Genomic DNA, 12,472 nt, shown 5'->3' with positions numbered 1-12,472 from the left:
TGTGTACGAAGGTAGCGTTTGAACGGTAGGCGTATGCTTGCAAAAGCCTGTGAAGATTTGGTGGAACAGGCCGATACACTGCCCATCAAAGGAGAGTTCTCATGCGCACCCTGATCATATTGACCATGGCGGCCAGTGTCGTCGGCTGCACCCGCTGGTCCATGGACCACCATTTGAACAATGCCTACCGCGCCTATGACCGTGGCGACTGCTCGCGGGTCATGCTGGAGCTGTCGCAGGTCGACCGCACCAGCCGCGCACGGCCGTTCATCCACCCGGAAGTGTCGCTGCTGCGTGGCCAGTGCCTGGAGCGGCAAAAGCTGTATGTCGATGCAGCGCAGACCTACCAGTACCTGATCCAGCAGTACCCGCGCAATGAATACGCCTATCGCGCCCAGGCCCGCCTGCAGACCCTGGAGAAGCTGGGCCATCTGCGCGGTGAATCGGCGGTGGCCAGCCCGGCAACAGGTACACCTTGGCGTTAATCCCAAGGTGTCGCCGATTTCATGGAAATGGCCCATCGGGCTGGGCTAATCTGTTAAACAAGTTGTAACGATCACTGCCAGTACCTTGTCTTCCTGGCTCCGGGTACGGGAATGCACAGCCGCCATGTTTATCGAACGCCATATACAACGCCATCAACTGCCTTGCGTACTGAAGGTCTTCAACCGCTTTACCGACCAGCAGATCGGTTACCTGGGCAACGCCTCCGAAGACGGCCTGATGCTCATCAGCCAGTTGCCGGTGCTGGTGGGGCCGGACTTCGAGCTGCAACTGCGCGTGCCACTGGCCGGCGGCGGGCATCAATTCATCAACCTTACCGCCAGTTGCCTGTGGTGCCGCGAAGACGAGACGCCGGGGCATTACGATGCCGGCTTCATGCTGCTGCAGGCGCCTCAGGAATACGATGATTTCGTGCGCTCCCTGCGCGACTACTTCAGTTTTCGCCCGCTCAACGCCTCTGCCTGAACGCTGGCCCTCGCGCCGCTACGCCCGCTAGACTCTGGTCGACCTTGTTACAGGAAGACCCCGTGAGCTCCAGCATCTTCTGGCACGACTACGAAACCACCGGCATCAACCCACGTAACGATCGCCCGTTGCAGGTTGCCGGTGTGCGCACCGACCTCGACCTCAACGAGATCGAGGCGCCGATCAGCCTCTATTGCCGCCCCTCCGATGACATCCTGCCGCACCCCGCGGCGTGCCTGGTGACCGGTATCACGCCGCAGCAACTGGCCAGCCAGGGCTTGTGCGAAGCTGAGTTCATGACGCGCATCCATGAGCAGTTGGCTCGCCCAGGCACCTGTGGGGCCGGCTATAACACCTTGCGCTTTGATGACGAAGTCACCCGCTACAGCCTTTATCGCAACTTTTTCGACCCCTATGCCCGCGAATGGCAGGGCGGCAACAGCCGTTGGGATCTGATCGACGTGGTGCGCACCGCCTATGCCCTGCGCCCTGAAGGGATTGTCTGGCCGCAGCAGGAGGGGCGCACCAGCCTACGCCTGGAGCTGCTCAGCAAGGCCAATGGCATCGACCATGGCCACGCCCACGAAGCGCTGTCCGACGTACGGGCGACCATTGCCCTGGCGCGGCTGATTCGTGAGAAACAACCGAAACTCTATGACTGGTTGTTCCAGTTGCGCAGCAAGCACAAAGTGATGGAGCAGATTCGCCTGTTGCAGCCTTTGGTACATGTTTCAGGGCGTTTCTCTGCCCAGCGTAATTACATCGGCGTGGTGCTGCCATTGGCCTGGCATCCGCGTAATCGCAATGCGTTGATTGTCTGTGACCTGGGGCAGGAAACTTCACCGCTGCTGCAGGAAAGTGCCGAGGTGCTGCGTCAGCGGTTGTACACGCGGCGCGAAGCGCTGGCTGAAGGTGAACTACCTGTGCCGTTGAAGTTGGTGCACGTCAATCGCTGCCCGGTGTTGGCACCCTTGTCGGTAGTGCGCCCTGCCGATCAACAACGGTTGGGCATGGATATGGCGCAATTGCACAAGCACGCTGAGCAATTGGCCAGCCAGCAGGCCCATTGGCGTGACAAGCTGGAGATTATTTATGGGGAGGAAGACTTCGCCCCGTGTGAGGATCCGGAACAACAGTTGTACGACGGATTCATCGGTGATCGAGACAGGCGCCTGTGTGAACAAGTACGTACCACAGACCCGACACAGTTGGGCAGGGGCCACTGGATGTTCGATGATTCACGCTTGCCCGAGCTGTTGTTCCGTTATCGTGCGCGCAACTTTTTCGACACCCTCGATGCGCAAGAGCAGGCGCGCTGGCAGGCATTCTGCCGGCTGCGCTTGAGCGACCCGACCATGGGCGCGCCGAACACCCTGGGAGACTTCGAGCAGGCGTTGCAGAGCTGCTGGAACGAAGCTGACGAAGCGGGGAGAGCGGTATTGAATGCCTGGCAGGTGCATGCTGGGCAGTTGAAAGCGCAGTTCCAGATTTGAATTGAAGCGGAAACAAAAACGCCGGCAGCAGCCGGCGTTTTTCAAGTTGTAACTGATTGCGTAATACGCGGATCAGTCCAGCAGAGTGGCCCAGCCTTCAACGACGTCGCCGCCCCATTTGGCTTTCCACTCTTTAAGGGTCTTGTGGTTGCCACCCTTGGTTTCAATAACCTCGCCGTTGTGCGGGTTCTTGTATTGCTTGACCTTGCGTGCGCGTTTGGTGGCGGTGACCTTGGCGGCGCCGCGTGGAGCCTTGCTCAGTTTGCTTTCCGGGTCGAGCAGGGCAATCACGTCACGCAGCGACTTGGAGTATTCGCCCATCAGGGTGCGCAGTTTGCCTTCGAACTCCAGTTCTTTCTTCAGCTTGTCATCCTGGGACAGGTTGGCCAGGCGGGCTTGAAGTTCTTTGATGGCTTCTTCGGTGGCGCGGTATTCGTTGATCAGTGACATGGCGTGTTCCTTAATGCATGTTCAGGGAGACAGTGCGGGCAATAATAGACAGGCAGTACTCGCAAGTAAACAATTAAAAAGTCATGAATCTATTAATAGCAGCCAATGGCCGGATCACTGTTAGGTTAAAAAAAATTTACATAGATGGCAGGTAAATCTCTATAACCCTTAGCGAAGAAGGGAGAAGGCTTGTGCGTTTTTTCCTTCATCACCGCCCGTGCAATGCCCGTCGATCAATACTGCGTTTTTCCTCCCGGGCCGCTAGAATGTGCGCCTTTGCGAAGTTCTGGAGCCCCTCTCATGCGCACCTATCGACTGGTGATTGCCTGCCCCGACCGTGTCGGCATCGTGGCGAAAGTCAGTAATTTCCTGGCCCTCTATAATGGCTGGATCAACGAGGCCAGCCACCACTCCGATGAACAGAGTGGCTGGTTCTTCATGCGCCATGAAATCCGCGCCGAATCCCTGCCGTTCGGCATCGAAGCGTTCCGCGAGGCGTTTGCGCCAATCGCCGAAGAGTTCTCCATGACCTGGCGCGTCACCGATTCGGCGCAGAAAAAGCGTGTGGTGCTGATGGCCAGCCGTGAGTCCCACTGCCTGGCCGACCTGCTGCACCGCTGGCACACCGATGAACTGGATTGCGAGATCCCTTGTGTGATCTCCAACCATGACGACCTGCGCAGCATGGTCGAGTGGCATGGGATTCCGTTCTTCCATGTACCGGTCGACCCAAAGGACAAGGCCCCGGCCTTTGCCGAGGTATCGCGACTGGTGCAGGAGCACGGTGCCGACGTGGTGGTGCTGGCGCGCTACATGCAGATTCTTCCGCCACAGCTGTGCCGCGACTTCGCGGAAAAGGTGATCAACATCCACCACAGCTTCCTGCCGTCGTTCGTCGGTGCCAAGCCGTATCACCAGGCTGCGCTGCGTGGCGTGAAGTTGATCGGCGCGACCTGCCATTACGTCACCGAAGAGCTGGATGCCGGCCCGATCATCGAACAGGACGTGGTGCGCGTCAGCCATGCCGACAGCATCGAGGATATGGTGCGTTTCGGCCGTGACGTGGAGAAGATGGTGCTGGCCCGTGGCCTGCGCTACCACCTCGAAGACCGCGTGCTGGTGCACGGCAACAAGACTGTGGTCTTCGACTGAGCATGGCGGGCCCTCGCGACAAGGCTGGCGCTTGCGTGCCCCCAACCTTGGGCGAAGGCTGCCTGGCCCGCTTCGACCCCGAAGCGCTGAGCGACGAGGACGGCACCGAGTTCCCGGGTGCCGCCGCGTTGTGGCGGGCGCTCAACCCTTCTGATCCCGACAGCGCACCCGCTGTGGACACCCCTCAGGCTGACGAACAGTAACCTCCTCTCGTCTACGCTCTGCACAAACCACTCCCTGGCCGTCTTGGGGCCTGCCATCCGTCGGCAGCAGGCTGCGTCAACGCGCCTGGAGGTTGATCGTCGTGAGGGAGGGTTGGTTCGGTCGGGCTAGGGCGGGGTGGCGAACCGTGGGCCTTCATCGCCAGTTCAAGTCGGCCCCCACAGGGTGTGGGGGCGGCTTGCTGGCAATTGGGCCTTCAGATCAGATGCGGAAGCTGCCGACCAGGTGCTTCAGGCGGCCGGCCTGCTGCTCGAGATCCGAGCAGGCGCGCAGGGTGGCCTGCAGGTTCTCGACGCCTTCCTGGTTGAGCATGTTGATTTCGTTGATGTCCATGTTGATCGAGTCGACCACGGCGGTCTGCTCTTCGGTGGCGGTGGCCACCGACTGGTTCATGCCGTCGATCTCGCCGATACGCTGGGTCACGCTGCCCAGGCGCTCACCGGCCTGGTTGGCGATGTCCATGCTGTCCTGGCTGTGGCGCTGGCTCTGGCCCATGGTATCGACCGACTCGCGGGCGCCGATCTGCAGCTCTTCGATCATGGTCTGCACCTGCTGCGCCGACTCCTGGGTACGGTGGGCCAGGTTGCGAACCTCATCGGCGACCACGGCAAAGCCACGCCCGGCTTCGCCGGCACGCGCGGCCTCGATGGCAGCGTTGAGCGCCAGCAGGTTGGTTTGCTGCGAGATGCTGGTGATCACTTCGAGAATCTGACCGATGTTGACGGTCTTGTTGTTGAGCGTCTCGATGTGCGAGCTGGAGGTGACGATCAGGTCCGACAGGCGGTTCATCGCATCAATGTTGCGCTGCACCACGTGCTGCCCTTCCTCGGCCAGCAGGCGTGCGGAGCTGGCGTGCTGCGACGCCTGGGCGGCGTTGCCGGCGATTTCCTGGGCGGCGGCCCCCAGCTGGTTGATGGCGGCGGCGACGCTGTTGGTGCGGTTGGATTGCTCGTCGGAGTTGGTCATCGACGAGTTGGAGGCGCTGATCACCCGCAGTGCCACTTCGTTGACCTGCTCGGTGGCCGAGGACACTTCGCGGATCGAGGTGTGGATGCGTTCGACGAAGCGGTTGAACGCCGTGCCGAGGATGCCGAACTCGTCGTGGTTGTCGATCTGCAGGCGGCGGGTCAGGTCGCCTTCGCCCTCGGCGATGTTCTCCATGGCGCGGGTCATGGTGTGCAGCGGCTGCAGCAGCACGCGGATCAGCAGGCCGAGCAGGGCGATGATGATCACCACCGCCACCAGGGTGGCAATCACCGCCGAGGTGCGGAAGTTGCTGAGCATGGTGAAGGCCTTGTCTTTGTCTACCGACAGGCCGATGTACCAGTTGGCCGAAGGCAGGCCCTTGACCGGGGTGAAGGTCAGCAGCCGGGTCTGGCCATCGAGTTCGACTTCGGTCAACTCACGGGACAGTTTCGGCGTGTGCTGCGGGAACAGGTCGGACAGCGACTTCATCACCAGGTTCTTGTCTGGGTGCACCAGGATCTTGCCTTGGTCGTTGACCAGGAAGGCGTAGCCCATGCCGCCGAAGTTCAGCGAGTTGATGATCTCGACCAGGCCGTCCAGGGCCAGGTCGCCACCCACCACGCCGACCGAGCGCGAAGCGGTGCTGATGATCGAGATGACCATCTTGTTGGTGGCCATGTCGATGTAGGGTTCGGTGAGTATCGGCCCGTTGGCGTTAATACCGTCCTTGTACCAGGGGCGCACGCGTGGGTCGTAGCCATCGGGCATCTTGGTGTCCGGGCGCACGGTGAAGGTGCCGTCGGGCTGGCCCAGGTAGATGGTCAGGAAACTGGAAGTGAGGGCGTTCTGGCCCAGCAGGGTGCCGATGTTCTGTGGGTACTGGGCAAGGTTCTGGGCGACGTTCTCGACCAGCTTGATGCGCCCTTCGAACAGGTTGCGGATGTTGGTGGACGTGGATTCGCCCATCTCAGCCAGGTAGTTCTCCAGGTTCTCGCGAATGGCATTACGCTGGAGGTAGTCGTTGTAGAGGGTGAACAGGCTGAAGGCGAGGATCACGATGAGTGATGCCGCCATAAGAATCTTGTGGCTGAAACGAAGGCTTTTATTCATGACGTGATCGCGTCCGCTAAGGTTTTTTTATCGGGTCGTTCGCACAAAGCACGGTGGGAAAACAGTGCAACAGGTCCCGTGGGTCCTTTTCGGGTTGTATCTGTCTTTCTGTTTGGAATCATTTTGAAATATCGGCCGTCACCTCGAAGAACTTGAGCAAAGGATGAAGAAGATGTCGGATTCTTTTCAAATGCTTGTAGGCGCTGGCCCGGACGGTCAGCCGGTGTCCCAGGCCATGCGCCTGGCCAATCGTCACGGGCTGGTGGCAGGTGCCACCGGTACCGGCAAGACCGTCACCTTGCAGCACCTGGCCGAGCTGTTCAGCGATGCCGGTGTGGCAGTGTTCGCCGCCGATGTGAAGGGTGACCTGTGCGGCCTGGGCGCGGCCGGCGCGCCGCAGGGCAAGGTGGCCGAGCGCATCGCCGGGATGCCTTGGCTGAACCATCGGCCCCAGGCCTACCCGGTCACGTTGTGGGATATTGCCGGCCTCTCGGGGCACCCGCTGCGTACCACCCTGAGTGAAATGGGCCCCTTGCTGCTGGGCAACCTGCTGGAGCTGACCGACAGCCAGCAGGCGGCCCTGTATGCGGCGTTCAAGGTGGCCGACCGCGAGGGGCTGTTGCTGCTCGACCTCAAGGACCTCAAGGCTTTGATGGCGCACCTGAAGGACAACCCGCAACTGCTGGGCGAGGACAGTGCGCTGATGACCAGTGGCTCGACCCAGGCCCTGTTGCGCCGGCTGGCCACCCTGGAGCAGCAGGGCGCCGAGGCGCTGTTCGGCGAACCGGCGCTGCAACTGGAAGACCTGCTGCAGCCGGGCAGCGATGGCCGTGGCCGCATCCATCTGCTGGACGCCAGCCGCCTGGTGCATGAGGCGCCCAAGGTTTATGCGACCTTCCTGCTATGGCTGCTTGCCGAGCTGTTCGAGCAGTTGCCGGAGCGCGGTGATGCCGACAAGCCAGTACTGGCGTTGTTCTTCGATGAAGCCCACCTGCTGTTCAACGGTACGCCCAAGGCATTGCAGGACCGCCTGGAGCAAGTGGTGCGGTTGATCCGCTCCAAAGGCGTGGGGGTGTATTTCGTCACCCAGTCGCCCGGCGACCTGCCGGACACCGTGCTGGCCCAGTTGGGGTTGCGCATCCAGCACGGCCTGCGGGCGTTCACGGCCAAGGAGCAGAAGTCATTGCGCGCCGTGGCCGATGGCTTCCGCCCCAATCCTGCATTCGACAGCCTGACGGTGTTGACCGAGCTGGGCATCGGCGAGGCGCTGGTGGGAACCCTGGAAGACAAGGGCACCCCGGCCATGGTGCAACGGGTACTGATTGCCCCGCCGCAGTCGCGGATCGGGCCGTTGAGCGCGGCTGAACGCAGCGCGCTGATTGCGGGGGCGCCTTTGTTGGGCCGTTACGACAAATCGATCGACCGCGAATCGGCCTATGAAATGCTCACCCAGCGCAAAGGCGAGGCGGTGGAGCCGGCGCCCCAGCCCCAGCCCAAGGCCGACGAGGAAAGCCTGGCCGACAAGGCCGGCGAGTTCCTGCAGAGCGCGGCCGGGCAGGCGATCAAGTCGGCGGTGCGCCAGGCGGCCAACCAGTTGGGGCGCCAGTTGGTGCGGGGGTTGATGGGGTCGTTGCTCGGCGGCAAGAAGCGCTGAGCAGGTCGGTAATGAAAAAGAGCGCCAATCGGCGCTCTCTTTCTATCTATTAAAGCCGCGGGTAGTCGATGTACCCCACCGGCCCCTTGCCATGGAAGGTTTCTGGATGCGGCGCATTGAGCGGTGCATCTGTGGCCAGCCGTGCCGGCAGGTCGGGGTTGGCGATGAACGGGATGCCGAAAGCCACGGCATCGGCCTTGCCACTGGCCAGGGCAGCATTGGCGCTGGCTTTGTCGAAGCGCTCGTTGACGATGTACGTGCCGCCAAAGGCTTCCTTTATCAGTGGGCCGATACTGTCGTCGGCTTCCTTCTCCCGTGAACAGATGAAGGCGATGCCGCGCTTGCCCAGTTCCCGTGCCACATGGGTGAAGGTCTCGGCGCGGTCGGCATCGCCCATGTCATGGGCATCGGCGCGTGGTGCCAGGTGTACGCCGACGCGGCCGGCGCCCCACACCTCGATGGCCGCATCGGTCACTTCCAGCAGCAGGCGCGCACGGTTTTCCAGCGAGCCGCCGTAGCGGTCGGTGCGCTGGTTGGTGCTGCTCTGCAGGAACTGGTCGAGCAGGTAGCCGTTGGCGCCGTGGATCTCCACACCGTCGAAACCGGCGGCCTTGGCGTTCTCGGCACCGCTGCGGTAGGCCTCGACGATATCGGCGATCTCTTCGGTTTCCAGGGCGCGTGGGGTGGGGTAGTCGCTGAGTGGGCGCACCAGGCTCACGTGGCCTTTGGGCTGGATGGCGCTGGGGGCAACCGGCAGTTCACCGTTCAGGTACAACGGGTGGGAGATGCGCCCGACGTGCCACAGTTGCAGGAAGATGCGCCCGCCGGCGGCATGGATGGCCTTGGTGACGTTGTGCCAGCCGCGTACCTGCTCGTCGTTCCAGATGCCTGGGGTGTCGGGGTAGCCGACCCCCATCGGGGTGACCGAGGTCGCTTCGCTGAGGATCAGGCCGGCGCTGGCACGTTGCGCGTAGTACTCGGCCATCAGCGCGTTGGGTACCCGGCCTTCGTCGGCTCGGCAACGGGTCAACGGGGCCATGATGATGCGGTTGGGCAGCGCCAGGTCGCCCAGTGTGATTGGATCGAACAGCGTGGTCATACCGATTGCCTCGCAGTTATCAGTTGGAAACCGTGGCCAGTTCGGCGTCGTTGCCGCGCTGGTTGAAGGTGATCAGGGTGACGATCAGCGCAAGCACCGCCAGGGCCGCCGCTGCCAGGGGCACGCGGGTCAGGCCGAAGCCATGGGCGATGACGCTGCCGCCCACCCAGGCGCCGAGGGCGTTACCCAGGTTGAAGGCGCCGATATTTAGGGTCGACACCAGGTTCGGCGCGGCCTTGCCGTAGGTGACCACGTTGACCTGCAGTGCCGGTACGGCGGCGAAGGCGGCGGTGGCCCAGAGGAACAGGGTGATCTCGGCCGGCACCAGCGCCGTGCTGGTCCAACTCAGCGCGGTGGATACCACGGCCATGGCGGTGAACACCCCCATCAACGTGGCGCCCAGGCGCTTGTCGGCGAGCTTGCCGCCGACAATGTTGCCCAGGGTCAGGCCAAGGCCGATCAGCAGCAGGGTCCAGGTGACGCCGCGTGGCGACACGCCAGTGACATCACCGAGCAGCGGCGCAACGTAGGTGAACAGGGCAAACATCGACGCCGAAAACAGCACGGTCATGCTCAGCGACAGCCAGATACCGGCGCCTTTGAGCGCGGCCAGCTCGGCACGCATGTTCACACTCTGCTCTTCGGCCTGACGCGGCAGGTAGCGCAGCAGGCCGATGAGCGCGACCACGCCGATGCCGGTCACCGCCCAGAACGTCGAACGCCAGCCGGCAGCCTGGCCCAGCGCGGTGCCCAGCGGCACACCCAGTACATTGGCGAGGGTCAGGCCGGTGAACATCAGCGCGACGGCCGAGGCGCGGCGGTTGGCCGGCACCAGGCTGGCCGCCACCACCGAGCCGATGCCGAAGAATGCACCGTGGCACAACGCGGTGACCACTCGGGCGAACATCAGCAGGTTGTAGTCGCTGGCCACCGCGCACAGCAGGTTGCCGACGATGAACACGCCCATCAGCGCCACCAGCGCGGCCTTGCGCGGCAGGCGGGCGGTGGCCAGGGCCATGAACGGCGCGCCGATGGCCACGCCCAGGGCGTAGCCGGTCACCAGCCAGCCGGCACCGGGGATGCTGACACCCAGGTCCCGTGCGACATCGGGCAGCAGGCCCATGATGACGAACTCGGTGGTGCCGATGGCGAAGGCGCTGAGCGCCAGGATGATTAATGAAAGGGGCATAGCAAGGTCCTTGTCAGAGCTCTTGGCTCATCTGCGCGAGGAACGCCTGGATGGTGGCCTCGTTGCGTTTGAAGAAGTGCCATTGGCCGATCTTCTGGCTGCTGATCAGGCCGGCGCGCTGCAGGGTCGCCAGGTGGGCCGAGACGGTCGACTGCGACAGGCCGCAGCGTTGGTCGATCTGCCCGGCACACACACCGTGTTCGGTACTGTGGTGCTGGTCGGGGAACTGCGCGGCCGGGTCCTTCAGCCAGGTGAGGATTTCTCGCCTTACCGGGTGGGACAGGGCTTTTATTATTTCGTCGAGATCGAGTGGCATGGTTGGGCTCGTGGTGTGTAGCGGTATATCGCGATGGAGCGAAATATAAATCGGTATTTCGCGATACACAAATATGAAAAGGTTCTGAGCTGATCGGGAAACGCTATATCGGGTTATGACGATATAGGTTGGCGCGGTGCTAGACTGCGGCCATGAACTATCTCGCACACCTGCATCTGGGCGGCCCGGCGCCGCAACAACTGCTCGGCAGCCTGTACGGCGATTTCGTCAAGGGCGCGCTGGAAGGGCGCTTTGCACCTGAGCTGGAGGCTGCGATCCGCCTGCATCGGCAGATCGACGGCTACACCGACAGCCATCCGTTGGTGTTGGCCGCGCTAGCGCGCTTCCCTCGTGAACGCAGACGTTATGCCGGGATCGTCCTGGATGTGTTCTTCGACCACTGCCTGGCGCGGCACTGGGAGGAGTACGCCGACCAGCCGTTGGCGCAATTTACTGGCGACTTCTATCGGGTGCTGCTGGCCGAACCGCAGCTGCCTGGGCGGTTGGCACGGATTGCGCCGTTCATGGCGGCGGACGATTGGCTTGGGGCCTATGGTGACTTCGCCACGCTGGAGCACGTGTTCAGCGGTATCGGCCGGCGTTTATCCCGGCCGGAAGGGCTACAGGGCGTCATGCAGGAACTGGAGCGCCTGTATGAGCCGCTGCTGACGGATTTTCGGGCGTTTTATCCACAGCTCCAGGCGTTCGCAGCGGCGGGGCGGTGAGGCGGGCAATCAGCCCAGCACCTGCTTCATCTGTACCAGGGCAACCCGGCTGTGATCCGGCGCCTGGCGTTCTTCTATATGGAAGGGGGTGAACCCAAGCTGTGGATAGAGCAACAAACCGGCAGTGTTGTGGTTGAAGCAAGACACCCAGACTTCCCGTGCGCTGAACTGCTCGCGGGCCAGTGTGATCATGCACTGCACCAGATAGCGTGCCACGCCCTTCCCGCGTGCCGCGGGTGCGACCACGACGTTTCCGAGTGCACAGATTCCGCCCTGTTCTGCTTTATAGAAGTTGGCGAAGCCCAGTAGTACGCCGTCCTCCTCGACCACTGTCGAACCGCTGCGCTGGGCGATGGCCTCGGTCAGTTGGACGGGTGTCAATGGGTAGGTGGCTTTGGGGAACATGTAGAACAGCTCGTCCGGGCCCTGGGGGAAGCAGCAGATGGCGGGGATGTCGGTGGTTTGGACAGGGCGGTGGGTCAATGGCATGGGGCTTCATCCTGAAAGGGGTAGGTAAGCTTTAGGGTAATGCCTTGTGTGGGCCTTGGAAGCGCTTGAAGTGAGCGCGGGGGCTTTGCGAGGCATTTATTTATCAGGCAGGGTTGACGGCCTACTTTAATACTGTATTATTCGCCTCCCGCAGCGAGACATCGCAGCGGGATAGGCAGCAAGTTGTTGAAATTAAAGGTGTTTTGAAATAAGCAGCTTTAAAAAATTTCAACGAGGTGGTTGACAGCAGGTTGTAACGCTGTATGATTCGCCTCCCGCTACGAGAGATCGCAGCGAGTTAAGCGGTTGAAGCTAAGCGAGTTTCTCGGAAAAAACTTCAAAATAAACGCTTGACAGGCAATGAGGAAAGCGTAGAATGCGCGCCTCGGTTGAGACGAAAGGCTCTTAACCAAACGCTCTTTAACAAATTGAATCAAGCAATTCGTGTGGGTGCTTGTGAGTACGGACTGATAGTCAAAAAGATTATCAGCATCACAAGTGGCCATGCGAGAAATCACATAGTCATTTGAGATTGCTGAGCCAAGTTTAGGGTTTCTTAAAAACCCAAGCAGTATTGAACTGAAGAGTTTGATCATGGCTCAGATTGAACGCTGGCGGCAGGCCTAACACATGCAAGT

At 61.6% G+C, this 12,472-nt stretch carries 13 protein-coding genes and 1 pseudogene; 7 read left to right on the top strand and 7 right to left on the bottom strand.

Features of this window, described 5'->3' with window-relative positions; genetic code table 11:
* Window positions 1–101 precede the first annotated feature (101 nt).
* The 3 genes from L6D77_RS01695 to sbcB all read left to right on the top strand — a co-directional run bounded on the left by L6D77_RS01695 (window position 102) and on the right by sbcB (window position 2,462).
* Window positions 102–485: a tol-pal system YbgF family protein gene (locus L6D77_RS01695; protein ID WP_232882113.1), complete on the top strand. Its 384-nt coding sequence runs from the start codon at window positions 102–104 to the stop codon at window positions 483–485.
* A 124-nt stretch (window positions 486–609) separates the two neighbouring features.
* Entirely contained in the window at window positions 610–969 is a 360-nt protein-coding gene (locus tag L6D77_RS01690; RefSeq protein ID WP_232882114.1) for a PilZ domain-containing protein, read from the top strand.
* 62 nt (window positions 970–1,031) lie between these two features.
* A complete protein-coding gene (gene sbcB, locus L6D77_RS01685) occupies window positions 1,032–2,462 on the top strand; it encodes an exodeoxyribonuclease I (RefSeq protein WP_232882115.1) in 1,431 nt (476 codons plus the stop codon).
* Window positions 2,463–2,534: 72 nt separating this feature from the next.
* Here the strand turns inward: sbcB and mvaT are convergent, their stop codons facing one another.
* Window positions 2,535–2,912, bottom strand: a complete 378-nt coding sequence (gene mvaT, locus L6D77_RS01680) for a histone-like nucleoid-structuring protein MvaT (RefSeq protein ID WP_232882116.1) — start codon at window positions 2,910–2,912, stop codon at window positions 2,535–2,537.
* A 300-nt stretch (window positions 2,913–3,212) separates the two neighbouring features.
* Between mvaT and purU the strand changes: the two genes are divergently transcribed.
* Together purU and L6D77_RS01670 are read left to right on the top strand one after the other, a co-directional pair.
* The gene (purU, locus tag L6D77_RS01675) at window positions 3,213–4,064 is read left to right on the top strand and encodes a formyltetrahydrofolate deformylase (protein WP_232882117.1); all 852 of its coding nucleotides are present in this window, start codon (window positions 3,213–3,215) and stop codon (window positions 4,062–4,064) included.
* A gap of 2 nt (window positions 4,065–4,066) precedes the next feature.
* Complete coding sequence (locus L6D77_RS01670; RefSeq protein WP_232882118.1) at window positions 4,067–4,267, top strand: hypothetical protein; 201 nt, start codon at window positions 4,067–4,069, stop codon at window positions 4,265–4,267.
* Window positions 4,268–4,487: 220 nt separating this feature from the next.
* On the opposite strand, the gene L6D77_RS27405 is transcribed toward L6D77_RS01670, so the two are convergent.
* Both L6D77_RS27405 and L6D77_RS27400 read right to left on the bottom strand, forming a co-directional pair.
* Window positions 4,488–5,252: a methyl-accepting chemotaxis protein gene (locus tag L6D77_RS27405; RefSeq protein WP_373870560.1), complete on the bottom strand. Its 765-nt coding sequence runs from the start codon at window positions 5,250–5,252 to the stop codon at window positions 4,488–4,490.
* Between the two features lie 93 nt (window positions 5,253–5,345).
* Window positions 5,346–6,326 (bottom strand): annotated as a pseudogene (locus L6D77_RS27400) (HAMP domain-containing protein); the annotation flags it as partial.
* A gap of 208 nt (window positions 6,327–6,534) precedes the next feature.
* On the opposite strand from L6D77_RS27400, the gene L6D77_RS01660 reads away from it, so the two are divergent.
* Window positions 6,535–8,016, top strand: coding sequence for a helicase HerA-like domain-containing protein (locus tag L6D77_RS01660; protein ID WP_232882120.1), 1,482 nt, complete (start codon window positions 6,535–6,537; stop codon window positions 8,014–8,016).
* Window positions 8,017–8,065: 49 nt separating this feature from the next.
* Here the strand turns inward: L6D77_RS01660 and L6D77_RS01655 are convergent, their stop codons facing one another.
* From L6D77_RS01655 to L6D77_RS01645, 3 genes are read right to left on the bottom strand one after another with little or no spacing between them, the layout of a single operon-like run.
* The gene (locus L6D77_RS01655) at window positions 8,066–9,115 is read right to left on the bottom strand and encodes an alkene reductase (protein ID WP_232882121.1); all 1,050 of its coding nucleotides are present in this window, start codon (window positions 9,113–9,115) and stop codon (window positions 8,066–8,068) included.
* A gap of 19 nt (window positions 9,116–9,134) precedes the next feature.
* Window positions 9,135–10,304 (bottom strand): MFS transporter, encoded by a 1,170-nt coding sequence (locus L6D77_RS01650; protein ID WP_232882122.1) that lies wholly within the window; start codon window positions 10,302–10,304, stop codon window positions 9,135–9,137.
* 13 nt (window positions 10,305–10,317) lie between these two features.
* Complete coding sequence (locus L6D77_RS01645) at window positions 10,318–10,620, bottom strand: ArsR/SmtB family transcription factor (RefSeq protein ID WP_194788962.1); 303 nt, start codon at window positions 10,618–10,620, stop codon at window positions 10,318–10,320.
* 152 nt (window positions 10,621–10,772) lie between these two features.
* Here L6D77_RS01645 and L6D77_RS01640 point away from each other — a divergent pair, with 152 nt between their 5' ends.
* On the top strand, window positions 10,773–11,345 hold the full coding sequence (locus L6D77_RS01640) for an acyl carrier protein phosphodiesterase (RefSeq protein ID WP_232882123.1): 573 nt from the start codon (window positions 10,773–10,775) through the stop codon (window positions 11,343–11,345).
* Window positions 11,346–11,354: 9 nt separating this feature from the next.
* Here the strand turns inward: L6D77_RS01640 and L6D77_RS01635 are convergent, their stop codons facing one another.
* Complete coding sequence (locus L6D77_RS01635) at window positions 11,355–11,834, bottom strand: GNAT family N-acetyltransferase (protein ID WP_232882124.1); 480 nt, start codon at window positions 11,832–11,834, stop codon at window positions 11,355–11,357.
* Window positions 11,835–12,472: the final 638 nt, after the last annotated feature.

Source organism: Pseudomonas parasichuanensis, assembly GCF_021601385.1.
In the GTDB taxonomy this organism is placed as follows: domain Bacteria; phylum Pseudomonadota; class Gammaproteobacteria; order Pseudomonadales; family Pseudomonadaceae; genus Aquipseudomonas; species Aquipseudomonas parasichuanensis.
This window is presented reverse-complemented; position numbering and strand designations above follow the sequence as displayed.